General features: G+C 71.7%; 20 protein-coding genes and 1 tRNA gene. 8 read left to right on the top strand and 13 right to left on the bottom strand.

The window, feature by feature from the left end:
* Positions 1-4 precede the first annotated feature (4 nt).
* Together PZB77_RS24250 and PZB77_RS24245 are read left to right on the top strand one after the other, a co-directional pair.
* Complete coding sequence (locus tag PZB77_RS24250; protein WP_275494735.1) at positions 5-946, top strand: ABC transporter ATP-binding protein; 942 nt, start codon at positions 5-7, stop codon at positions 944-946.
* Complete coding sequence (locus PZB77_RS24245; protein WP_275494734.1) at positions 943-1,659, top strand: ABC transporter ATP-binding protein; 717 nt, start codon at positions 943-945, stop codon at positions 1,657-1,659. The genes PZB77_RS24250 and PZB77_RS24245 overlap by 4 nt, the downstream gene beginning before the upstream one ends.
* Positions 1,660-1,744: 85 nt before the next feature.
* On the opposite strand, the gene PZB77_RS24240 is transcribed toward PZB77_RS24245, so the two are convergent.
* The gene (locus tag PZB77_RS24240) at positions 1,745-2,401 is read right to left on the bottom strand and encodes a response regulator (RefSeq protein ID WP_275494733.1); all 657 of its coding nucleotides are present in this window, start codon (positions 2,399-2,401) and stop codon (positions 1,745-1,747) included.
* A 95-nt stretch (positions 2,402-2,496) separates the two neighbouring features.
* On the opposite strand from PZB77_RS24240, the gene PZB77_RS24235 reads away from it, so the two are divergent.
* Both PZB77_RS24235 and PZB77_RS24230 read left to right on the top strand, forming a co-directional pair.
* A tRNA-Leu gene (locus PZB77_RS24235) sits at positions 2,497-2,579 on the top strand.
* Between the two features lie 85 nt (positions 2,580-2,664).
* Positions 2,665-3,453 carry a helix-turn-helix domain-containing protein gene (locus tag PZB77_RS24230; protein WP_275494732.1) on the top strand — a complete coding sequence of 263 codons (789 nt, stop codon included), beginning with the start codon at positions 2,665-2,667 and terminating at the stop codon, positions 3,451-3,453.
* Between the two features lie 32 nt (positions 3,454-3,485).
* Here the strand turns inward: PZB77_RS24230 and pyk are convergent, their stop codons facing one another.
* Complete coding sequence (pyk, locus tag PZB77_RS24225) at positions 3,486-4,922, bottom strand: pyruvate kinase (protein WP_275494731.1); 1,437 nt, start codon at positions 4,920-4,922, stop codon at positions 3,486-3,488.
* Positions 4,923-5,286: 364 nt separating this feature from the next.
* Between pyk and PZB77_RS24220 the strand changes: the two genes are divergently transcribed.
* The gene (locus PZB77_RS24220) at positions 5,287-7,101 is read left to right on the top strand and encodes a 5'-nucleotidase C-terminal domain-containing protein (protein WP_275494730.1); all 1,815 of its coding nucleotides are present in this window, start codon (positions 5,287-5,289) and stop codon (positions 7,099-7,101) included.
* 87 nt (positions 7,102-7,188) lie between these two features.
* On the opposite strand, the gene PZB77_RS24215 is transcribed toward PZB77_RS24220, so the two are convergent.
* The 3 genes from PZB77_RS24215 to pepN form a co-directional block, all read right to left on the bottom strand.
* Positions 7,189-8,613 carry a SidA/IucD/PvdA family monooxygenase gene (locus PZB77_RS24215; protein ID WP_275494729.1) on the bottom strand — a complete coding sequence of 475 codons (1,425 nt, stop codon included), beginning with the start codon at positions 8,611-8,613 and terminating at the stop codon, positions 7,189-7,191.
* Positions 8,610-10,010: an aminotransferase class V-fold PLP-dependent enzyme gene (locus PZB77_RS24210; RefSeq protein WP_275494728.1), complete on the bottom strand. Its 1,401-nt coding sequence runs from the start codon at positions 10,008-10,010 to the stop codon at positions 8,610-8,612. The genes PZB77_RS24215 and PZB77_RS24210 overlap by 4 nt, the downstream gene beginning before the upstream one ends.
* A gap of 444 nt (positions 10,011-10,454) precedes the next feature.
* The gene (gene pepN / locus PZB77_RS24205; RefSeq protein ID WP_275494727.1) at positions 10,455-12,959 is read right to left on the bottom strand and encodes an aminopeptidase N; all 2,505 of its coding nucleotides are present in this window, start codon (positions 12,957-12,959) and stop codon (positions 10,455-10,457) included.
* A gap of 146 nt (positions 12,960-13,105) precedes the next feature.
* On the opposite strand from pepN, the gene PZB77_RS24200 reads away from it, so the two are divergent.
* Entirely contained in the window at positions 13,106-13,534 is a 429-nt protein-coding gene (locus tag PZB77_RS24200) for a hypothetical protein (RefSeq protein ID WP_275494726.1), read from the top strand.
* Between the two features lie 164 nt (positions 13,535-13,698).
* Here PZB77_RS24200 and PZB77_RS24195 read toward each other — a convergent pair whose 3' ends face one another.
* A complete protein-coding gene (locus PZB77_RS24195) occupies positions 13,699-14,049 on the bottom strand; it encodes a chorismate mutase (protein WP_275494725.1) in 351 nt (116 codons plus the stop codon).
* Positions 14,050-14,227: 178 nt separating this feature from the next.
* Here PZB77_RS24195 and PZB77_RS24190 point away from each other — a divergent pair, with 178 nt between their 5' ends.
* A complete protein-coding gene (locus PZB77_RS24190) occupies positions 14,228-15,118 on the top strand; it encodes a hypothetical protein (protein WP_275494724.1) in 891 nt (296 codons plus the stop codon).
* Positions 15,119-15,193: 75 nt separating this feature from the next.
* On the opposite strand, the gene PZB77_RS24185 is transcribed toward PZB77_RS24190, so the two are convergent.
* The 7 genes from PZB77_RS24185 to PZB77_RS24155 form a co-directional block, all read right to left on the bottom strand.
* Positions 15,194-16,351 carry an oxygenase MpaB family protein gene (locus tag PZB77_RS24185; RefSeq protein ID WP_275494723.1) on the bottom strand — a complete coding sequence of 386 codons (1,158 nt, stop codon included), beginning with the start codon at positions 16,349-16,351 and terminating at the stop codon, positions 15,194-15,196.
* A gap of 48 nt (positions 16,352-16,399) precedes the next feature.
* Entirely contained in the window at positions 16,400-17,473 is a 1,074-nt protein-coding gene (locus PZB77_RS24180; protein ID WP_275494722.1) for a polyprenyl synthetase family protein, read from the bottom strand.
* Positions 17,466-17,738: a polyprenyl synthetase gene (locus PZB77_RS24175; protein ID WP_275494721.1), complete on the bottom strand. Its 273-nt coding sequence runs from the start codon at positions 17,736-17,738 to the stop codon at positions 17,466-17,468. Before PZB77_RS24175 ends, PZB77_RS24180 begins: the two co-directional genes overlap by 8 nt.
* 285 nt (positions 17,739-18,023) lie before the next feature.
* Positions 18,024-19,745, bottom strand: a complete 1,722-nt coding sequence (locus tag PZB77_RS24170) for a DEAD/DEAH box helicase (RefSeq protein WP_275494720.1) — start codon at positions 19,743-19,745, stop codon at positions 18,024-18,026.
* A 184-nt stretch (positions 19,746-19,929) separates the two neighbouring features.
* Positions 19,930-20,133 (bottom strand): cold-shock protein, encoded by a 204-nt coding sequence (locus tag PZB77_RS24165; RefSeq protein ID WP_015607926.1) that lies wholly within the window; start codon positions 20,131-20,133, stop codon positions 19,930-19,932.
* A gap of 349 nt (positions 20,134-20,482) precedes the next feature.
* Complete coding sequence (locus tag PZB77_RS24160; protein ID WP_275494719.1) at positions 20,483-21,028, bottom strand: pyridoxamine 5'-phosphate oxidase family protein; 546 nt, start codon at positions 21,026-21,028, stop codon at positions 20,483-20,485.
* A 142-nt stretch (positions 21,029-21,170) separates the two neighbouring features.
* The gene (locus PZB77_RS24155; protein WP_275494718.1) at positions 21,171-21,914 is read right to left on the bottom strand and encodes a VWA domain-containing protein; all 744 of its coding nucleotides are present in this window, start codon (positions 21,912-21,914) and stop codon (positions 21,171-21,173) included.
* 238 nt (positions 21,915-22,152) lie between these two features.
* Between PZB77_RS24155 and PZB77_RS24150 the strand changes: the two genes are divergently transcribed.
* The gene (locus PZB77_RS24150; protein ID WP_275494717.1) at positions 22,153-23,064 is read left to right on the top strand and encodes a rhomboid family intramembrane serine protease; all 912 of its coding nucleotides are present in this window, start codon (positions 22,153-22,155) and stop codon (positions 23,062-23,064) included.
* Positions 23,065-23,142 lie beyond the last annotated feature (78 nt).

Here is a 23,142-nt window from a genome sequence, read left to right as displayed (position 1 = left end):
CACCATGACCACCACCACGAACACCACCGACACCCCCGCGGCCGCCCCGGCCGCCGGCACCGTCCTCGACGCCACCGGCGTCACCATGCGCTTCGGCGGACTCACCGCCGTACGCGACGTCTCCCTCACCGTCGACAGCGGCGAGATCGTCGGCCTCATCGGCCCCAACGGCGCCGGCAAGACCACCTTCTTCAACTGCCTCACCGGCCTCTACGTCCCCACCGAGGGCAAGGTCAGCTACAAGGGCACCGTCCTGCCGCCCAAGCCCCACCTCGTCACCCAGGCAGGCATCGCCCGCACCTTCCAGAACATCCGGCTCTTCGCCAACATGACCGTCCTGGAGAACGTCCTCGTCGGCCGCCACACCCGCACCGACGACGGACTCTGGTCCGCCCTGCTGCGGCTGCCCAGCCACAGCCGCGCCGAGAAGGCCAGCCGCGAACGCTCCATGGAGCTGCTCGAGTTCATCGGCCTCGCGCACAAGGCCGACCACCTCGCGCGCAACCTCCCCTACGGAGAGCAGCGCAAGCTGGAAATCGCGCGCGCCCTCGCCAGCGACCCCGGACTCCTCCTCCTCGACGAGCCCACCGCCGGCATGAACCCGCAGGAAACCCGCGTCACCGAAGAGCTCATCTTCGCCATCCGCGACCAGGGCATCGCCGTGCTCGTCATCGAGCACGACATGCGCTTCATCTTCAACCTCTGCGACCGCGTCGCCTGCCTCGTCCAGGGCGAGAAACTCGTCGAGGGCGTACCCAGCACGGTCCAGAGCGACGAACGCGTCATCGCCGCCTACCTCGGCACCCCCTTCGAAGGAGCCCCGGGCGCCGACGAGGTCGCCGAGGTCGAAGCCGCCGAGGCCGGCCACTCGGCGTCCACGGTGACCAGGGGGGCCACCCCCGCGGAGAGCACGACCGGCACCACCGCCGAGGAGGAAACCTCATGACCGCGCTCCTGGAAGTCGAGGACCTCCGCGTCGCCTACGGCAAGATCGAGGCCGTCAAGGGCATCTCGTTCAGCGTCGAAGCCGGCCAGGTCGTCACCCTCATCGGCACCAACGGCGCCGGGAAGACCACGACCCTGCGCACCCTCTCCGGGCTCCTCAAGCCGGCCGGGGGCCGCATCCTCTTCGACGGCAAGCCCCTCGCCGACGTCCCCGCCCACAAGATCGTCGCGTTGGGCCTCGCCCACTCCCCCGAGGGACGCCACATCTTCCCCCGGCTGACGATCGCCGAGAACCTCCTGCTCGGCGCCTACCTGCGCAGCGACAAGGAGGGCATCGCCCAGGACGTCCAGCGCGCCTACGACCTCTTCCCCATCCTCGGGGAACGCCGCAAGCAGTCCGCCGGAACCCTCTCGGGCGGTGAGCAGCAGATGCTCGCCATGGGACGCGCCCTGATGTCACGGCCCAAGCTGCTCATGCTCGACGAGCCCTCCATGGGGCTCTCCCCGATCATGATGCAGAAGATCATGGAGACCATCGTCGAGCTCCGGGCATCCGGCACGACGATCCTCCTCGTCGAGCAGAACGCCCAGGCGGCGCTCTCCCTCGCGGATCACGGCCACGTCATGGAGATCGGCAAGATCGTCCTCTCCGGCACCGGGGCGGACCTCCTGCACGACGAGTCCGTCCGCAAGGCCTACCTCGGCGAGGACTGACCCCGCGCACGTGCGCCGCAGGGCCCGCACCCGTGGACGATCGGGGTGCGGGCCCTGCGGCGTACGGAAGGAAAAGCCGAGGCCGCTACTCGGCCGCCTTCTTCTTCTCCTCGGCGTCCGCGATCAGCGCTTCGGCCAGCTGCTGCATCGAGAGCCGCCGGTCCATCGAGGTCTTCTGGATCCAGCGGAAGGCGGCCGGCTCGGAGAGGCCGTAGTCGGTCTGCAGGATGCTCTTCGCCCGGTCCACCAGCTTGCGGGTCTCCAGCCGCTGGGCCAGGTCGGCGACCTCGTTCTCCAGCGCACGCAGCTCGGCGAAGCGGGAGACCGCCATCTCGATCGCGGGCACGACGTCGCTCTTGCTGAACGGCTTCACGAGGTACGCCATCGCCCCGGCGTCGCGGGCCCGCTCCACGAGGTCGCGCTGCGAGAACGCGGTGAGCATGAGGACCGGCGCGATGGACTCCTCGGAGATCTTCTCGGCGGCGGAGATCCCGTCGAGCACCGGCATCTTGACGTCCAGGATGACCAGGTCGGGCCGGTGCTCCCGGGCCAGCTCGATGGCCTGCTGGCCGTCTCCGGCCTCACCGACGACCGCGTACCCCTCTTCCTCCAGCATCTCTTTGAGATCCAGACGGATGAGCGCTTCGTCCTCGGCGATGACGACGCGGGTCGTCAGCGGCGGAACGTGCGACTTGTCGTCGTCGACGGCGTCTGCGGGCTCGGGCGACTCGGGCGTGGTCACGGGTGCTCCTCGGTAAGGACAGGGGTACTGCTCCCAAGAGCCTACCTAGCAGCGCGAGCGACCGGTCACCCGGTACACTCCTCCCAGTGCCCCAGGCCGGGTTGGTGGAAGGGTATACACGGATGTCTCAAACACATCTGCCCGAAAGGGCTTGCGGGTTCGAATCCCGCACTCGGCACACAGTCTGACAAGCGGATGCTCACCTTCTCGTGAACATCCGCGATTTTTCGACACATGCAGCTGCGGTAACTGATCGTAGTGGAATGAACATCCAGCGTTCGGAAGTCCGGCGTACCGCGCTCAGCCTTCTCCGGGACGGCGCTAGGAACGCCGATGTGGCGAGAAAGCTGAACGTACCTGCGGGCACCATCAGCTATTGGAAACACATGGACCGCGCCAAACGGGACGAGTGCCCTGGGCGGCACAATCCGAAATGCCACCGGTGCGACGGGACGCCTCTCGATGCGCGCGCGTACGCCTACCTGCTGGGCCTGTACCTGGGCGACGGGCATATCAGCCAAGCGCCCGCCCACCGCGTCACCAGCCTCATCATCACCCTTGACGATGCCTGGCCCGGCCTGCAGGACGCTGCCGAGGCGGCGATGCACAAGGTCTTCCCGGAGAACAAAACCTGTCGGATCCGGAAGGTCGGCTGCCACAACGTCAAGGTCTACTCGAAGCACCTGCCCTGCCTCTTCCCCCAGCACGGCCCCGGCAAGAAGCACGAGCGCCCCATCGTCCTCGCCCGCTGGCAGCGCGAGATCGTCGACGCGCACCCGTGGGAGTTCGTGCGCGGGCTGGTCCACTCGGACGGCTGCCGGGCCACGAACTGGACGGTGCGGACCGTGGGCGGGGTGCGGAAGCGGTACGAGTACCCGCGTTACTGGTTCACCAACGTCTCGGACGACATCCGGCGCCTCTACACGGACACGCTGGACGCGCTCGGCGTGGAGTGGAAGCACTGCGACCGGGCGGGGCGGCGGTACAACGTCTCCGTCGCCCGACGGGCGTCCGTCGCGCTGATGGACGCGCACGTCGGGCCGAAACACTGACGGCCCGGGGCGCCGGCGGACCGTGCGCCGTACTACTTCGGGCTGTCGTCCTCGCCGACGTGGTGCACGCGGACCAGGTTGGTGGAGCCCGTCACGCCCGGCGGGGAGCCGGCCGTGATGACGATGACGTCGCCCTTCTCGCAGCGGCCGATCCGCAGGAGTTCCTCGTCCACCTGGGCGACCATCGCGTCGGTGGACTCGACGTGCGGGCCGAGGAAACTCTCCACGCCCCAGGTGAGGTTGAGCTGGGCGCGGGTGGCGGCGTCGGGGGTGAAGGCCAGGAGCGGGATGGGCGAGCGGTAGCGGGAGAGCCGCTTCGCGGTGTCGCCGCTCTGGGTGAACGCCACGAGGAACTTGGCGCCGAGGAAGTCGCCCATCTCGGCGGCCGCGCGGGCGACCGCGCCGCCCTGGGTGCGGGGCTTGCTGCGGTCGGTGAGCGGCGGGAGGCCGTGGCCGAGGAGGTCCTCCTCGGCGGCTTCGACGATGCGGGACATGGTGCGCACCGTCTCGACGGGGTGCTTGCCGACACTGGTCTCGCCGGAGAGCATCACCGCGTCGGTGCCGTCGATGATGGCGTTGGCGACGTCGGAGGCCTCGGCGCGGGTGGGCCGGGAGTTGTCGATCATCGACTCGAGCATCTGGGTGGCGACGATGACGGGCTTGGCGTTGCGCCGGGCCAGTTCGACGGCGCGCTTCTGGACGATCGGGACCTGTTCCAGGGGCATTTCGACGCCGAGGTCACCGCGGGCGACCATGATGCCGTCGAAGGCGGCCACGATGGAGTCGATGTTCTCGACGGCCTGGGGCTTCTCGACCTTGGCGACGACGGGGACGCGGCGGCCCTCCTCGGTCATCACGCGGTGGACGTCGACGATGTCCTTGCCGCTGCGCACGAAGGAGAGGGCGACGATGTCGGCGCCGATGCGCAGGGCCCAGCGCAGGTCGTCGATGTCCTTCTCGGAGAGGGCGGGGACGGAGACGGCGACGCCGGGGAGGTTGAGGCCCTTGTTGTCGGAGACCACGCCGCCTTCGAGGACGGTGGTGCGGACGCGGGGGCCGTCGACCGCGGTCACCTGGAGGGCGACGCGGCCGTCGTCGACGAGGATGCGCTCGCCGGGAGTGACGTCGGCGGCGAGGCCGTCGTAGGTGGTGCCGCAGCCGTTCTTGTCGCCGTCGGCGAGGGGCTCGACGGTGAGGGTGAAGGCGTCGCCGCGTTCGAGGAGTACGGGGCCTTCGCGGAACCGCCCGAGGCGGATCTTCGGGCCTTGGAGGTCGGCGAGGATGCCGACGCTGCGGCCGGTCTCCTCGGCGGCCTTGCGGACGTGGTGGTACCGCTCTTCGTGCTCGGCGTGACTGCCGTGGCTGAGGTTGAAGCGGGCGATGTCCATTCCCGCTTCGACCAGGGCTTTGATCCGGTCGTACGAGTCGGTCGCGGGTCCCAGGGTGCAGACGATTTTGGCTCGGCGCATGGTTCGAGCCTAAACCTTACCTACGGGTAGGTAAGGGGCTCCGCGTGGCCGACCAACATCCTTTCGGTTAAGGGATGTTGACAGGTGCTGGAGTGTGCGGCCCGCCGCTCCGACGAGCGCCTTCGGGCCCGCGCGCGGTGGTTCGGACGCGCTCCGGGTGCGGTGCGTCCGCGCTCCCGGCCCTCGCGGAAGGCACCGGACGTTCCGTCGGGGACCGCGTGCGCAGACGGTCACCAGATCGACATCCGAACAGACTGTTCCCTTCGCATGGACTGCGCAACAATCTACGCGCGTCATGAACGCGGATCGATCACGCCGCACCACCGGTCGTCCGCGTCGTCCGAGTGAACGAGGAGCAAGAGAGATGCCGTTGAACCGCAGGACGTTTCTGGGCCGTTCGGCAGCCGCCGGTGCGGGTGTCGCGCTGGCGGGCGGAGTGGTCGCGGGAGAGGCCGGGGCCGCCGCGCCGTCGGGCCACGGGCACGGTGAGAGCCACGCGAAGCGGTACTCGTTCACCGTCATGGGCACGACGGACCTGCACGGCAACGTCTTCAACTGGGACTACTTCACGGACAAGGAGTACGACGACGCCGCGCACAACGACGTCGGCCTGGCGAAGATCTCGACGCTGGTGGAGAAGATCCGCGAGGAGCGGGGGCGCGGCAACACGCTGCTGATCGACGCCGGTGACACCATCCAGGGCACCCAGCTCTCCTACTACTACGCGAAGATCGACCCGATCACCGCGAAGCGCGGGCCGGTGCACCCGATGGCGCAGGCGATGAACGCGATCGGGTACGACGCGGCGGCGCTCGGGAACCACGAGTTCAACTACGGCATCCCGGTGCTGCGGAAGTTCGAGGAGCAGTGCGACTTCCCGCTGCTCGGTGCGAACGCGCTGGACGCGAAGACGCTGAAGCCGGCGTTCGCCCCGTACGTGATCAAGCGGATGCGGACGCCGCACGGCAGGGACGTACGGGTGGCCGTGCTGGGTCTGACCAATCCGGGCATCGCGATCTGGGACAAGGCGAACGTGAGCGGGAAGATGGTGTTCCCTGGCCTCGAGGAGCAGGCCGCCCACTGGGTGCCGAAGCTGCGCTCGATGGGTGCGGACGTCGTGATCGTCTCGGCGCACTCGGGTTCGTCCGGCACGTCGTCGTACGGCGACCAGATTCCGTACGTGGAGAACGCGGCCGGTCTGGTGGCGGAGCAGGTGCCGGGGATCGACGCGATCCTGGTGGGTCACGCGCACGCGGAGATCCCCGAGTACGTCGTGGTCAACAAGGAGACGGGCAAGCCGGTCGTGCTCTCGGAGCCGGCGAAGTGGGGCCAGCGTCTGACCCTCTTCGACGTCGACCTGGTGTGGTCGAAGGGCCGCTGGACGGTGGAGAAGGTCGGCGCACAGGTGCTGAACTCCCACACGGTCGCCGAGGACGAGAAGATCACACGGCTCCTCAGGGACGAGCACACGAAGGTGGTGGCCTATGTGAACCAGGTCATCGGTACGTCGGTCGCGGCGATGAGCACGGTGGACGCGCCGTGGAAGGACGAGCCGATCATCGACCTGATCAACCACGTCCAGGCGGAGACGGTGAAGGGTGCTCTGGCGGGTGGGGAGTTCGCGTCGCTGCCGGTGCTCTCGCAGGCGTCGTGCTTCTCGCGGACGGCCTCGATCCCGGCGGGCAACGTCACGATCAAGGACGCGGCGGGTCTGTACCCCTTCGAGAACACGCTGGAGGCGCGGATCGTCACGGGCGCCCAGGTCAAGGAGTACCTGGAGTTCTCGGCGCGGTACTACGTGCAGACGGCGGCGGGCGGCGCGGTGGACACGTCCAAGCTGACGAACGCGGGCGGTACGCCGGACTACAACTACGACGCGCTGTCGGGGGTGACGTACGACATCGACATCGCGAAGCCGGTGGGCTCGCGGATCGTCGGGCTGTCGTTCGGGGGTGCGGCGATCGACCCGGCCGCGCGGTTCGTGCTGGCGGTGAACAACTACCGGGCGAGCGGTGGCGGCAACTTCCCGCACGTGCCGGGTGCGCAGCAGGTGTGGGCGAACTCGGACGAGATCCGGAACACGATCATCGCGTGGGTGACGGCGAAGGGTGAGGTCGACCCGGCGGAGTTCGCGACGGTGGGGTGGCGTCTGACGCGGGACGGTGTGCCGGTGTTCTGAGGCTGACTGTCGTCGGGTGGGTGGGGCGGTCGCTCCGGCTTTCGGGCCGGGGTGGCCGCCCTTTCGCGTGGTGGGCGGGTGGGCGGGTCAGGTGGTCTGGTGGAGGGGGGCGCGGGGGGAGGTCTGCGGGGGGACCGCGGGGTGGGGGGTGAGGCCGAAGGTGGTGAAGGCGGTGCGGTCGGGGAGGGGGTAGGGGGTGGTGCCGGTGAGGTGGTTGAGGATGGTGGCGCTGCGGTGGGCGGCGAGGCCGAGGTCGGGGGCGCCGACGCCGTGGGTGTGGCGTTCGGCGTTCTGGACGTAGATGTTGCCGGTGATGGCGGGGTCGAGTTCGAGGCGGTGGTGGAGGTCGACGCGGGGGCGGCCGGCTCCGTCGCGGCGGATGTGGGGGGCGATGCCGTCGAGGAGGGTGTCGAGGGGGCGTTCGCGGTAGCCGGTGGCGAGGACGACGGCGTCGGTGGTGTGGCGGCTGCGGGTGCCCTGCTCGATGTGTTCGAGGTGGAGTTCGATGCGGGTGGTGCCGAGTCGTCCGGCGGTGCGGACGCGGACGCCGGGGGTGAGGGTGGCGTCGGGCCAGCCGCCGTGGAGGGTGCGCCGGTAGAGCTCGTCGTGGATGGCGGAGATCGTGTCGGTGTCGATGCCCTTGTGGAGTTGCCACTGCCGGGTGACGAGGTGGTCGCGGGTTTCTTCGGCCAGGCCGTGGAAGTAGCGGGTGTAGTCGGGGGTGAAGTGTTCGAGGCCGAGTTTGGAGTACTCCATCGGGGCGAACGCGGAGGTCCGGGCGAGCCAGTGGAGTCGTTCGTGGCCGTGGGGGCGGGCGCGGAGCAGGTCGAGGAAGATCTCGGCGCCCGACTGTCCTGAGCCGATGACGGTGAGGTGTTCGGCGCGCAGGAGTCGCTCGCGGTGGTCGAGGTAGTCGCCGGAGTGGATGACGGGGATGTCCTCGGCTGCCGCGAGGGGCCGGAGGGGTTCGGGGACGTGGGGTGCGGTGCCGATGCCGAGGGCGATGTGGCGGGCGTGGGCGCGGCCGGGGGTTCTGGTTTCTCCGTCCGGGTCGAGTTGGGTGAAGTCGACCTGGAAGAGGGCGCGTTCGGGGATCCAGCGGACGGCGTCGACGTGGTGGCCGAAGTGGAGTCCGGGGAGTTGCTGGGTGACCCAGCGGCAGTAGGCGTCGTATTCGGCGCGTTGGATGTGGAAGCGCTCGGCGAAGTAGAAGGGGTAGAGGCGGCCCAGCGTGCGGAGGTAGTTGAGGAAGGTCCAGGGGCTGGTGGGGTCGGCGAGGGTGACGAGGTCGGCGAGGAAGGGGACTTGGAGGGTGGCGCCGTCGAGGAGGAGGCCGGGGTGCCAGTGGAAGGCGGGGCGTTGGTCGTAGAAGGCGGCGGTCAGCGGGGCCCGGGGGGTGTCGGGGTGCCGGACGTCGTGGGCGAGGGCGGCGAGGGAGAGGTTGAAGGGGCCGATGCCGATGCCGATGAGGTCGTGCGGCTGGTCGGTGCCGGGGGTGGGGCGGTCGGTCATCGGGGGGTGCTGCCTTCCGTGAGTTCGGTGCTGAGGCGGGTGATACGGGCGAGGAGGGCGCTGAGGTCCGCGGGGGTGGTGTGGGGGTTGAGGAGGGTGGCTTTGAGCCAGAGCCGTCCGTCGGCGTGGGCGCGGCCGAGGACGGCGTGGCCGCGGTCGAGGAGGGTGCGGCGGAGGGTGGCGACGGTGCGGTCGTCGGCGTCGGTGGGGCGGAAGAGGACGGTGCTGATGGTGGGGGGTGCGTGGAGTTCGAGGCCGGGGGTGCGGTCGACGAGGCCGGCGAGGTGGTGGGCGGTGGTGAGGGTGCGGTCGATGAGTTCGGCGAGTCCGTCGCGGCCGAGGGCCTGGAGGGTGACGGCGATCTTGAGGGCGTCGGGCCGTCGGGTGGTGCGCAGGGAGCGGCCGAGGGTGTCGGGGATGCCGGCTTCGGTGTCGTCGTCGGCGTTGAGGTAGGGGGCGAGGTGGTGGAGGGGGGCGAGGTGGTGGCGGTCGGGGACGGCGAGGATGCCGGCGGGGGCCGGCTGCCAGCCGAGTTTGTGCAGGTCGAGGGTGACGCTGTGGGCGCGGTGGAGGCCGTTGATCTTGGCGCGGTGGGTGGGGCTGAAGAGGAGCGTTCCGCCGTAGGCGGCGTCGATGTGGAGTTCGGCGCCGTGCAGGTCGCAGAGGTCGGCGATGTCGGTGAGGGGGTCGATGGCGCCGGTGTCGGTGGTGCCGGCGGTGGCGGTGACGAGGTGGGGGCCGGAGGTGTGGGTGAGGGCTTCGCGGAGGGCGGCGAGGTCCATGACGCCGTGGGGTGCGGGGATGGCGTGGGGGGTGGGGAGGCCGAGGAGCCAGGCGGCGCGGGTGATGCTGTGGTGGGCGTTGGTGGCGTGGATGGTCTGTACGGGGCCGTGGCGTTCGCGGGCGAGGAGGAGGGCGAGTTGGTTGGCTTCGGTGCCGCCGGTGGTGATGACGGCGTCGGGGTGGGGGTGGTGGGGGTAGATCTCGCGGGCGAGCGTGGTGGTGAGTTCGGTTTCGAGGGTGGTGGCGGCGGGTGCCTGGTCCCAGGAGTCCATGGAGGGGTTGAGGGCGGAGGCGGCGAGGTCGGCGGCTGCGGCGAGGGCGAGCGGCGGGGTGTGGAGGTGGGCCGTGCAGTGGGGGTGCGCGGGGTCCGCGGCGCCTTCGGCGAGGGCGGTGACGAGGGTGGTGAGGGCGTGGTGGGCGCCGGTGCCTTCGTCGGGGAGGAGGGGCCCCATGGTGTGGCGCGTACGGGCGGTGGTGGCGGCGGGGCCGCCGGCGGGGAGGGGCCCGGCCCGGCGGGTGGCGCCTTCGTGGAGGGCGGCGAGGACGGTGTCGAGCAGGGGCCGCAGGTGGCCGGGGCCCGTGGTGCCGCCGGCGAGGGGTGGGTGGGTGGACATGGCTGGTGGGACCCCTTCGGTGATGTGGTGGCGTGGGACGTGCGGGCGTCCAGGGCGTGTCGCGGCTGGGCCGCCCGGTCCAACGATGCCGACCTTAAAGGGGTTTGGGTGCGCACCGCGGGATGAGCGCACGCATGGTCGTACTCCGTGCGGGAGTTCGAGACGAATGGCCTCGTACGGGTGAACCGGCTTGCTCGCGAAGGGCGTTGACGCCGCGTAGGGGCGGTTCCGGGTGCGCGTGAGGGGCACACCGTCGCGGGGTAAGAGGCATCGGGTTGCCGTTGCGAGGCGGACGGGCATCGCTGGGCCGAGGGGCATCGGTGTCGGGGGACGAACGGGCGCACGTTCGCACGCCGAGGGGTGCCGGACACGGCCGTGCCCGGCGCCCCTCGGGTGGAGGGGGCCGGGCACGGTGGCGCGGGGACCGGAAGCCGGGCGGGTGGGTCAGGGGGCGGTGGCGCGTACCGCCAGTGCGCGGCGCAGGTCGTCGAGTTCGTCGACGAGCTTGCGGCGCAGGGCGGGGGTGAGGGTGTCGTCCTCCAGGGCGCGTGTCCCGTGCGCGAGGGCGTCGGTGTCCACGTCGTACGCGGGGAAGGCCGCCCGGCCGGCGGCGGTGGCGATGGCGGGGCCCCGGCGGGCTGCGAGCGCGGCGGCGTCGGGGTAGAAGCGCGCCACGTACTCGCGGGTGAGTCCGGTGTGCTCGGGCTGCCAGAAGCCCTGGGCGGTGGCGGTGAAGAGGTAGTTCGACAGGGTGTCGTCGTGGAACAGGGAACGCCAGGCGGCGGCTTTGGCCTCCGGGTCGGGCAACGCGGCGCGGCAGCGGGCGGCGCCCTCCTGGCCGGTGGCGCTGGGGTCCTGGGCGAGTTCGGCGGCGATGGCGCTCTCGTCGGTGGCGCCGAGGACGGCGAGGCGGGTGAGGATGCGCCAGCGCAGTTCGGGGTCGAGTTCGGGGCCTCCGGGTGCGGTGCCGTCGGCGAGCCATTCCCTCAGGGTGTCGGGCTGGGTGGCGGCGTCGATGAGGTGACGTACGGCGACGAGGCGCAGGCCCTGGCCGCTGCCGTCCTCGGTGCGGCGGACGAGGTCGCGGCAGAGGTCGGTGAGGGTGGCGAGCGCGGCGGGGCGCTGGTCGGGGGTGAGGTAGCGGTCGGTGATCAGGGCGGCGAAGCCGAGGACGCCCTGGACGAGCGCGAGGTCCCTCTCGTGCGGGAGGTGGGTGCGGGCGAGGGTGAGGTAGGCGGTGGGGTGGAGGACGCCGTCGCGGACCATGTCGCGGGCGGTGTTCCAGATGACGGCGCGGGTGAGGGGGTCGGGGATGCCGGAGAGGCTGTGCTCGACGGCCGTCCAGGAGTCCGGGTCGAGCCGGACCTTGGCGTAGGTGAGGTCGTGGTCGTTGGGGACGACGAGGACGGGGCGCGGGCCGGGGAGGGTGAGGGGTTCGCCGGTGCCGGGGACGTCGGTCTCGATGCGGTCGCGCAGGACGAGGCGGCCGACGCCGGACTGGACGCCGAGTTCGTGGTCGTAGAGGCCGACGGCGATGCGGTGGGGGCGGCTGCCGCCGTGGTCGACGGCGAGGGTCCACTCGTTGCCGTGCTCCTCGACGCGGGCGGTGAGGGTGTCGGGGCCGGTGGTGCGCAGCCAGGCGTCGGCCCAGCCGTGGACGTCGCGGTCGGTGGTGGAGGCGAGGTTGTCGATGAAGTCGGCGAGGCCGGCGTTGGCGAACTTGTGCCGGGCGAAGTGGGTGTTGATGCCGGCGAGGAAGTCCTTCTCGCCGATCCAGGTGACGAGCTGGCGCAGCGCGGAGGCGCCCTTGGCGTAGGAGATGCCGTCGAAGTTGACGAGTGCGGAGGCGGTGTCGGGGACGGCGGCGTGGTCGGGGGCGACGGGGTGGGTGGAGGGGCGCTGGTCGGCGTCGTACCCCCAGCCCTTGCGGGCGACGCCGAAGTCGACCCAGGTGTCGGTGAAGCGGGTGGCTTCGGTGAGGGTCTGGTAGCCCATGTACTCGGCGAAGGACTCGTTGAGCCAGATGTCGTCCCACCAGCTGAGGGTGACGAGGTCGCCGAACCACATGTGGGCCATCTCGTGGGAGATGACCATGGCGCGGGTCTGGCGTTCGGTGTCGGTGACGGCGGAGCGGTAGACGAATTCGTCGCGGAAGGTGACGAGTCCGGGGTTCTCCATGGCGCCGGCGTTGAACTCGGGGACGAAGGCCTGGTCGTACGAGTCGAAGGGGTACGGCTCGTCGAACTTCTCGTGGTAGCGGTCGAAGCAGGCGCGCGTGACGTCGAGGATCTCCTCGGCGTCGGCGTCGAGGTGGGGGGCGAGCGAGCGGCGGCAGTGGATGCCGAAGGGGATCCCGGCGTGCTCGGTGGTGACGGAGTGCCAGGGTCCGGCGGCGACGGCGACGAGGTAGGTGGAGATGAGGGGGGTGGGGGCGATGGTCCAGCGTCCGTCGCCGGTGGGGGTGGCGATGCCGTTGCCGAGGACGGTCCACCCGTCCGGGGCGGTGACGGTGATCTCGAAGACGGACTTCAGGTCGGGCTGGTCGAAGGCGGGGAAGACCCGCTGCACGTCGTCGAGGAAGAGCTGGGTGTAGACGTAGCTCTCGCCGTCGGTCGGGTCGGTGAAGCGGTGCATCCCCTCGCCGGTGTGCGAGTACCGCATGGTGGCGTCGACGCGGAGCTCGTGGGGGCCGGCCGCGAGCCCGGTGAGGGGGTAGCGGCCGTCGGCGAGGAGAGCGGGGTCGAGGGGGTGTCCGTCGAGGCTGATCGAGCGCAGCGCCGCCGGTTTGACCTCGATGAACGTGTCGGTGGCGGTGCGTGCGGTGAAACGGACGACGGTGCTGGACCCGAAGGTCTCGTCGCCGGTGGTGAGGTCGAGGTCGATCGTGTATCGCTGGACGTCGATGGAGGTGGCTCGGGTCTGCGCTTCGTCGCGCGTCAGTACGGACATCGTTCCATGCTGCCGTACCGCCGGGAGAGCGTGCGAGGGGGTTCTCCTCCGGTCGGCGCGTCCCGTCGTGCGGTCGTGCGGTCGTCCGTCGGCCGGACGCGTTTATCCGGTGTCGCGCCGGGCGCGGTGGGTGCGAGGGTGCCCGCATGTCCCTGACGCGCGTCCTCCTCGCCTCCGGCCGTTCGATCGCTCTCAGCGAGGTGCGGGTCTCCTCGACGTACGGCGGCATGCTGGAGGGCTACCCCTGCCGGTTGGTCAACGACCTGAAGATCGGGGGGCTGCTGCGGACGGCCGGGGCCGGCGTGCGGGACGGGCGGGTGCATCTCGTCGTGCCCACCCGGGACCGCCCGGAGGGGAGGGGCGGTGGGTTCGGCCCGGTCGAGGTGCTGCCTCCGGTCACCTGTGTGGGTACGTTCGCTTCGGCGGCGGTCGATCCCGGGCTGGAGCCGGTGCTGCACCGCTCGGCCCTGACCGTCGTCTGGTTCCAGCACACCACGGATGTCGCGGAGGCCGGGGAGGTACCCGGTTTCCTCGACATCCCCTGGGAGGAGGTGGCCGGGGACCACGAGCTCTGAACCGTGGCCCGTTCCGTCCGTCTCCGGCCGGTGGCGGACGGTGTTCCGGGGTGGACGCACACCCCTGCGATCACAGGGCGGCCCGGGCCCGCCCCGGACCGCGAGCGGGCCCGGCCGGCACCGGGTGGGCGCGGCCGGCACCGGGTGGGCGCGGGGCGGCGTGGTCACGCCGCCGGCGGTTCGCCGCTTCCGTCCGGCGACACGTCGCTGCTCACGGTCTCCTCGGCGATGCGCTCGTGGTGGCGGATCACCTCGGCGACGATGAAGTTGAGGAGTTTCTCCGCGAAGGCCGGGTCGAGCTTGGCGCTGCCGGCGAGCTGGCGCAGGCGCTCGATCTGGCGGCCCTCGCGCGCCGGGTCGGCGGGCGGCAGGTGGTGGGCCGCCTTGAGGTGGCCGACCTGCTGGGTGCACTTGAACCGTTCGGCGAGCATGTGGACGACGGCGGCGTCGATGTTGTCGATGCTCTCGCGCAGCCGGTTCAGTTCCTCGCGTACGGACGGATCGATGTCGTTCATGGTCGATGAGCTTAGACGTAGCGCCCCGGCCGGTGGCCGTCGGCGGGTGGCCCCCGGGGCGGAGGCCACCGGTACGGGGCGGGCGAGAAGCCCCACGCGATCCGGTCATCACACGACCCGGTCGCGCCCCGTACGGTGGAGGTGAGCGGCGGGATCCACGTGCCGGGGGGGTGGGGACATGACGGACGGCGGCGGGAGCGGACGTCCCGTGGCGCACGGCTTCCCCCATCTGGACACGGTGCGCAGTGCGCTCACCGCGCTCTACCGGCGGATGGGCGGCGCGGGGGTGCGCGCGTACGCGTCGAGCCTGCCAGCGGCGGACGCCGTGTTCGCGGACACCGAGGAGTTGCACCCCGGTGCGCAGCGGATCGCCCGGTCGGTGGTGGGTCATCTTCGTTTGCCCGAAGCCCGGTTGCTCGTCGGCTTCCGGCGGATGGAGCACGCGGCCACCGTCGAACTCGCTTCCGGTCCCGAGTACGTCGTCGAGCTGAACGACCGGTTCCGGTCCCACCGGCGGGACGTGGCGGCCGCGTTGACGCACGAGGTCACGCATGTGCTGCTGCACCGGCTGGGGTTGGAGTTCCCGGACGAGCGGGAGAACGAGATTCTCACCGACACGGTGGCGGTCTACCTCGGCGCGGGCTGGCTGCTGCTGGACGCCTTCCGCGAGGATGCGCTGACCCGGCAGAAGCTGGGCTATCTGACGCCGGAGGAGTTCGGCTACGTCCTGGCGAAGAGGTCGCTGGCGTTCGGGGAGGACCCCTCGCCGTGGTTCACCAGCCCGCGGGCGTACCAGGCGTACACCGAGGGCCGGTCCAGGGCGCTGCGCGATCTGCGGGTGCCGCCGCTGCGGGCGGCGGGCGGGATGAGCCGGATGCGGTACTCCCGGGACCGGCACCGGGGGGCGGCTACGCCCGGTGCTCCGTACGCCTTCGGGAGCGGCGGGCCGGCGGGGCCGCGGGTGGTGTTCCCCTGCCCGACCTGCCATCAGCGGCTGGCGGTGCCGGTGCGCGGACCGGTCCGGGCCCGCTGCGGGGTGTGCGGCGCCGTGTGGGAGTGCGACACATGAGTGCGTGGACCGGGGGCACGTCTCCCCCGGCCCGTGGCTCCCGCCGGGCCGCTCCTCTTCCGGCCGGGCGTCCGGTCAGACGGTCGGGGCGGGCGGTGTCCAGCGCCGGGTGCGGGGCACGGCGGTGGAGAGGCCGTACTCCTTCTTGAGGTGTTCGGGGATCGCGTAGTGCATCACCCGGCCCCGGGTGAGCGAGGAGAGCTCGAGCTGGGTGGTGAAGTGACCGAGGCGGTCCAGGACCCAGGCCCCCAGGGGTGAGCGGTCCTCGATCGTCTCCAGGACGTTCATCAGCGCGGGGGCGGCCTTGACGAGGGTGTCCCACGGGGTGCGGGCCACGCCGAGCCAGTCGGCGCAGGTGTCGCCGACGAGGTGGCGGATCAGCGCGGAGACGACCGGGTCGAGGAGGGTGCCGGGGACGACTTCCTCGTACAGGCCGACCAGCTGCCGGGTGAGGGCGACCCCTTCGTCGCTGGGGCCCATGTGCCGGGTCATGTAGAGGTCGGAGAACGCGCGGGCCTGGGCCAGGTCCTCGGGGGCGTGCTCCTGGTCGACGCCGAGCATCGCCCCGACGACGCGCCAGGCGTAGTGGTACGCCTCCGCGCCCTCGACGCTCATGTGGATGCCGAGCCGGTGCAGGGCGTCCAGCACCTGGATCGAGAACATCATCTGCCCGCCGATCATGTCCTCCTGGCAGATCGGTGTCCCGAGGGCCGCCGTGTCCCAGCGGCCCTCACGCCGCAGGTGGTAGCGGATGGAGGCGTGCAGCAGACGCACCTTCTGGGCGGCGGGGAGGAAGCGGCCACCGGCTTCGAAGGCGTCGGGGCGCATGAGGTAGACGGTGAACTGCCCGGTCTCCGCCATGCGTTTGGAGGGGTAGTTCAGCGAGTGCGTGGCCGACAGGAGTTTCGCGACGTGCGGGACGACGTAGCAGGCGGGCATCGCGGCGAACGAGAGGGCGGTGGAGATGTGCACGTTGTTGTCGATGAAGAACAGCCGGGCCCGCTCCATCTCCTCCCAGTCGACCCACGAGGGCGGGCTGCCGGTGGCGTGCAGGTACTCGCGGGCGACGTCGGGCAGCCCGTCGGGGAACGGTTGCCCGGCGACGGAGACGTACCGCATCAGGGTGTTGAACTTCCCCGCTTCGCCGCGTTCGAAGAGGGTGGCGACCGTGGCGTCGGCGAGTTCGTCGCCGCACTGGCGCAGCGCGTTCAGGGACTGCTCGGTCGGGTGCACGGAGGGCTCCTTCGGGCGGTGGGCGGGGTGGGCGGGGCAGCCTGGTCGTCAGGCGGGGCGGGCGGTGACCGCCGTGGCGAGGTGGGTGAGCGCGGTGTGCGCGGGTCCGGCGAGGCGGGCGTCGTGGAGCGCCCGGGTGGCGAGGGAGATCCGGTCGCCGATCATGCTCTCGACGTGGCTGCGGGCGCCGGTGGACTCCACGACGCCGCGCACCCGGTCCAGTTGGGCGGCGGTGAGGGAACCGCGTCCGAGGATGCCGGAGAGTTCGCGGCGCTCGGCGGGGGTGGCCCGGCCGAGGGTGACGGCGATCAGTGCGGTGGGCCGGGCGCCCGTGATGTCGTCGGTGTTGGGCTTGCCGGTCTGCTCCGGTTCGCCGAAGAGGCCGAGGAGGTCGTCGCGGAGCTGGAACGCCTCGCCGAGCGGAAGCCCGTACGCGGTGAAGGCGTCCCGGAGGGCGGTGTCCGCGCCGCCGAGCGCGGCACCGATGTGCAGCGGGTGCTCGACGGTGTACTTGGCCGTCTTGTACCGGATCACCTGGAGGGAACGCCGTACGTCGGGCGGGGCGGCGGTGCGCAGGATCTCCAGGGCCTCGCCGGCGACGAGTTCGCGCGCCAGGACGCCCCAGAGGGCGCGGCCCCGGCCCAGGTAGGCGCCGGGCAGGCCGCAGCCGGTGAACATCTGCCCGGCCCAGGACATCAGGAGGTCCCCGGCGAGCATCGCGAGCGAGGCGGCACGGGCGGCGCGCCGGGTGCCGCGGGTGACCGAGGGGCGCAGCGCGACGTGGGCGGTCGGCAGCCCGTGCCGCAGCCGGCTGTCGTCGATGATGTCGTCGTGGACGACGGCCGCCGCGTGGACCAGTTCCATGCTCGCCGCCGCGCGGACCATGGCGTCGCTGTCCGGCTGGCCGGCCGCCCGCCAGCCCCAGTAGCAGAAGGCCGACCGCAGCCTCTTGCCGTGGGCGGTGGCGTCCGTGAGGACGGCCGCGAGCGGGGCGAGTTCCTCGTCGACGGTGAGCAGCGCCTCGGTTTCCGCGTCGACGAACCGCCGCAGTTCGTGGTCGACCCGGGCCCGCAGCGCGGCGTGCTCCGGCGGTTCGGGAGCGGGGCGTGCGGGCTCAGGCACCGGGCCCGCCGGCGCCCCGGGTCCGGGCGTGGCGCGCGAGGATCTCCAGGTGCGCCGGGTCGCCGCCCACCCGGTCCAGGGCCAGCCTGCCGCGCGCCCGGAGGTCCTCCTTCCCCTGTGCGGCGAGGTCTTCGAGGTCCGAGCGGGCGAGCAGGCCGCGTGCGGCGGTCCACGCCGATGTGCAGGTGGTCAGGGCCAGGTCGGCCAGCCCCGCGGCGAACAGGAACCGCCCCCCGTCGCCGTCGCCCCCTTGGTGCGAAGTCATGCGCGTCCCGCCCCTTCGTCCGCGCGGCGCTCCGGTACACCGCCACCGCTTCGGTGGGCAGGCTGCCCCGGTGGGTGGTGGGGGAAGCACCCGGCCACCCGATGTGATGATCACTCGTTCGCCCGTGCTACGGCCTGGCCGGTTGGCGGGCCCCACGGCACCGGGCCGGGGCCGGGACAGCACGACGCCCGGTCCGCGGGTGCGGACCGGGCGTCGTGGTGTCATGCGTGCGTGCGTGCCTGCGCCGCGCCACCCCGGCCGTGACCGGGGCCGGGCCGTGGGGCCTTATGCGGCCCGACGGCTCCGGGGCGCACCGCCGCCGGTGCCGTTGCCCCGGCCGGCGCCGGCGGGACGGCCGGAACCGCTGCCGCCGGTACGTCCGGAACCGGTGCGGCCGGCGCTCGCGCCCGTACGCCCGGCGCCGCGGGCCTCGCCGCGCGGTGCGCCGGCGGTGGCTCCGCCGCGACCGCCACCGCTGCCCGCACCGCGCGCGCCGCCGGCGGTGGAGGTGGTGCCGGTGGCAGCCGCTCCGCCCGCGCCGCCGCGGCGGCCCCGGCCCCGGCTGCCCGAGCGGGTGGGGGCGGCCGTCTGGCCGCCGGAGCCGCGGGTGCGCTGCTTCGGCGGGGTCGGCTGCGGCACCTCGATGACGACCGCGATGCCGGAGGGCTCGCGGGCTCCGGTGATCCGGCTGAGCTCCGGGTCGCTGGAGGTGATGCGGGTGGTGTGCGGGGCGATGCCCGCGTCCTGCATGAGGCGGGTCATGTCCCGCTTCTCCTCGGGCAGCACCAGCGTGACGACGCTGCCGGACTCGCCGGCGCGCGCGGTGCGGCCGCCCCGGTGGAGGTAGTCCTTGTGGTCGGTGGGCGGGTCGACGTTGACGACGAGGTCGAGGTCGTCGACGTGGATGCCCCGGGCCGCCACGTTGGTCGCGACGAGCGCCGTGACCTGGCCGTCCTTGAACTGGTCCAGGGTGCGGTTGCGCTGCGGCTGGGACCGGCCGCCGTGCAGGGCGGCCGCGCGGACGCCGGCGGCGAGCAGGCGCTTGGCGAAGCGGTCGGCGGCACGCTTGGTGTCGACGAACATGATCACGCGGCCCTCGCGGGCGGCGATCCGGGTGGCGACGGCCTTCTTGTCGGTGTCGTCCAGCACGTGCAGCACGTGGTGCTCCATCGTGGTGACGGCACCGGCCGACGGGTCCACCGAGTGCACGACCGGGTCGGTCAGGAACATCTTGACCAGCCGGTCGATGTTCTTGTCCAGGGTGGCGGAGAAGAGCATCCGCTGGCCGTCGTTCTCGACCTGCTTGAGCAGCGCGGTGACCTGCGGCATGAAGCCCATGTCGGCCATCTGGTCGGCCTCGTCGAGGACCGTGATGGAGACCTCGTCCAGGCGGCAGTCGCCACGCTCGATGAGGTCCTTGAGCCGGCCCGGAGTGGCGACCAGCACCTCGGCGCCGCGCCGCAGCGTGGCGGCCTGCTTGGTGAGGGACATCCCGCCGACCACGGTGGCGAGCCGCAGGTTCACGGAGGTCGCGTACGGCGTGAGGGCGTCGGTCACCTGCTGGGCGAGCTCGCGGGTCGGCACGAGGACCAGGGCCAGCGGGGCGTGGGGCTCGCTGCGGCGTCCGGCGGTACGGGCCAGCAGCGCGAGGCCGAAGGCCAGCGTCTTGCCGGAACCGGTACGGCCGCGGCCGAGGATGTCACGGCCGGCGAGCGAGTTCGGCAGGGTGGCGCCCTGGATCGGGAAGGGATCGGTGACGCCCTGCGCGGCCAGCGTCTTCAGCAGCGCGGCGGGCATGTCCAGATCGGCGAACGCCTCGACGGCGGGCAGCGCGGGGGTGAGGGACTCCGGCAGGGCGAACTCGCCCTGCGGAGCGGCGGCGCGGCGGCGCGCGGGAGCCTTGCCGGCTCCGCGGCGGGCGGCGGGGGCGGCCTGGGTCTGGCCGCGGCCCCGGCCACTGGGCTGGCGGGTGCCGGTCGGGCGGTCCTGGCGTTCGAAGCGGGTCATACGGAAATTCCCTCCTGGGGGATTCCTGGGTCGCTGCGAGATGCTCTGTGGACCGCTTTCATGTGCGCCCCAGGATGCGGCACATGGCGGGTGCTCCGGAGACAGGACGTCCCGGAGACAGCGCAAACCGGGGCCCGCACCGTGAAGGTGCGAGCCCCGGCTGCGAGGTACGCGTCCGGCCGAATTAGGCGGGGACGATGTTCTCCGCCTGCGGGCCCTTCTGGCCCTGCGTGACGTCGAAGGAGACCTTCTGGCCCTCCTGGAGCTCACGGAAGCCCTGGGTGGCGATGTTCGAGTAGTGGGCGAAGACGTCGGCGCCGCCGCCGTCCTGCTCGATGAAGCCGAAGCCCTTTTCCGAGTTGAACCACTTCACGGTTCCAGTAGCCATGTCATTCTCCTAAAAGAGGTGCAGTGCCGAGAATCCGCACTTCACGAATTCCAAGTCGCCGCATTGAGCCCCATCCGGAGAAAGCCGGAAAACAATAATGCGCCTGAGGAAGCATTCCCGTCAGGCGCACATAAAGTTCATGGGTACCAAAACTGCAACTGGAACACCGTAGCACGTCCGTCCGGCGCGTGGTGGATCTTGAGGCACCGGATCGCGAGAAGATCTCCACTGGGCGCTCACCACCCCCTTTCACCTGGTCTTTCTCCCTCGCGGGGCAGCTGGTGGGGCGCGTCACACCGCGCCGGCGAGGACCCCGCGCCCCTCTCCCGGCGGGTCCCCCGCGCGCCGCTCAGACGGCCGGGCCCTCATTGCCCCGGCGGACCGTGCGCATCCCGCGGCCCGGTGTCCAGGAGCGAAGGACGATGCGCTCGCCGTCCATGCCGGTGTGGACCACCTCGGTGATCTCGACGCGGAAGAGGTGGAACGGCTCGGGGGGCGTCGCCTCCTCGATGAAGCGGGCGAGCAGGGCCGGGTCGGTGACCTCGATCGCCCGGCCGCCGACGCGGGCGTCGCCGTCGGCCATCTCGGCGTCCGGGCCGGGGTTCGCCTGGATCGCGAAGCGCGGGTCGCGGAAGAGGTCGAGGGCCTTGCGGGAGCGCGGCATCATGCCGAGCAGCATCTCGCCGAAGCGGAAGTCGGTCTCCAGCCCGGACACGCGGGGGGACCCGTCCTGGCGCACGGTGGCCAGGACCTGATGGCGGTAGAGACGGAAGCGCCTCTCGACGGTGGCGGCGAACTCGGGCTCGGCGGCGCGGAAGGCTGCCCAGTTGACGGTGCCGGGAACGGGGCCGGGTACACGGGCGGAGGCGCCGGAGGCGGAGGTGTTCGGTGTCATGCCTCCCATCGAACCGTCCGATCCCGACACCTCCTGTCAGGATTTCCGCCGGCTCACCGCAATGGGTGCGCGGCGGTGCGCCGTGCGCCGGCTCCGGTACCGGGTCCGCCTCCCCCGGGAGCCCGTCGTCCGCCGTGCGACCTCACACCACGATGCCGCGCGCCCGGGCCGCCGCGAGCCAGAGCGGGAACTCCGCGACCAGCCGGTCGTAGAGCACGTCGTCGGGGACGGTGCGCGGGTCGGGTCCGGCGTGGAAGTAGCCGGCGTTGTCGACCACGCGCTTGGCGGGGACGGGGAGTTCGTCGAGCTTGCGCAGGAAGTCGAACTGGGTGCTGCGGGTGTTGCCGAAACCGACGAACTGCCAGAACAGCGGGAGCCGGGAGGCCTTGCAGATGTAACGCTCGGCCGCGAGCCTGCTGGTCGGCCCGCCGTCGGTCTGGAAGACGACGAGGGCCGGGGCGGTGGAGCCGCTGTCGAGGTAGTGGTCGATGACGGCGTCCATCGCCAGGTGGTAGCTGGTCCTGCCCATGTGGCCGAGGCCCGCCACGATCGCGTCGACGCGCCCGTGGTGGTCGTCGAGCGCGATGTCGGTGACGGCGTCGATGTCGGTGGAGAAGAGGACGACGGGCACACGGCCGTCGTCGTCGAGGTGGGCGGCCAGCCCCAGCACCTGGTCCGCGAGCGCCTGGACGCTGCCGTCCCTGTAGTACTCCCTCATCGAACCCGAGTGGTCGAGCACCAGGTAGACCGCCGCCCGCGTGCCGTTCAGCCCGTATGTGCGGAGGGAGACGGCGGCCTTCTTGTAGAGGCTGACGAGGCCCGGGGCGCAGGCCTCCACCGTGTCGAGGGTGAACGCGGGCCCCACGGTCGAGGGCGATCCGATCATGTCTGTCTCCGTTCCGATCCGGCCCGATCCCAGTTGATCGGATCCGGTCACGCCGAGCAGCGGTACCTCGTCCCGCCCACGCTCTCCGGGCCGGTCCGGCACGGGTGTTGGCGCCCCGCTGCCGTTCCCAGGCTGCCATCGGCCACCCGCGCATATGGTCCGAATTCCGGGTTCGCTATCTTGATCGCCGCCGTCACCTCGGCACCGCGCGTCACCTCGCCCAGTGAAGGAGCCGGTCATGGAGGCCGACACCCCCGCCTGTTACCGCCATCCGTCGTTCGAGACGTATGTGCGCTGCACCCGTTGCGACCGCCCGATCTGTCCGGAGTGCATGCGGGAGGCTTCGGTCGGCCACCAGTGCCCGGAGTGCGTCCGGGACGGCAACCGCTCGGTCCGCCGGGCGCGGAGCCTCTTCGGCGGCAAGGTCCCCTCCGTCACGAGGCCGCTGGTCACCTACGCGCTCATAGCCCTGAACGTCCTCGCCTACGTCGCCGAGGTCGTGGAGCCGGAGATCCTGGACCGGTTCGGAACGCTGGGGGCCGCGCTCGTCGGGCCGGACGGCGCCCTCTACGTGTACGACGGCTGGAGCCCGCCCGGTTTCCGGGCGACCGGGCTGGTCGACGGCGAGTGGTACCGGCTGCTGACCGGAGCGTTCCTGCACCTGCCGCCGGACGAGTCGATCGGCGTGATGCACCTGGTCTTCAACATGCTGGCGCTCTGGAACCTCGGCCGGGACGTGGAGACCCGGCTCGGCACGGTGCGGTACGCGGCGCTCTACCTGTTCTCCGCGGCCGGCGGTTCGGTACTGGTGTACGTGCTCGCACCGGACTCCAACGCCGTGGGCGCCTCCGGCGCCATCTTCGGCCTGGCCGCCGCGTCCTACGTCATCGGCCGGCGGCTGGGGCACGACGTGCGGTCGCTGAACCGCTTCATGGCCGGGTTCCTCCTGTGGATGGCGCTCTCCGCCTTCTTCACCTCCTGGCAGGGGCACCTCGGCGGCCTCCTCACCGGCGGCCTGGTGATGTACGGACTGGCCTACGCGCCGGCCAAGACGCGCAACGGACTCGCCCAGGGCGCCGCGGCCGTGGCGCTGCTGGTCCTGCTGGCCTGCGTGGTGGTGTGGAAGACCCACGCGCTCACCGGCGGATGAGGGGCGGGGCACGGTACGCGAAGGCCCGGCGCGGACGAACCGTGCCGGGCCTTCGCGTACCGTGCCCCGCCCCGGAAA

This window comes from Streptomyces sp. AM 2-1-1 (assembly GCF_029167645.1).
GTDB lineage: Bacteria > Actinomycetota > Actinomycetes > Streptomycetales > Streptomycetaceae > Streptomyces.
The sequence above is the reverse complement of the archived record's forward strand: the minus strand, read 5'-3'. Positions and strand labels throughout refer to the sequence as shown.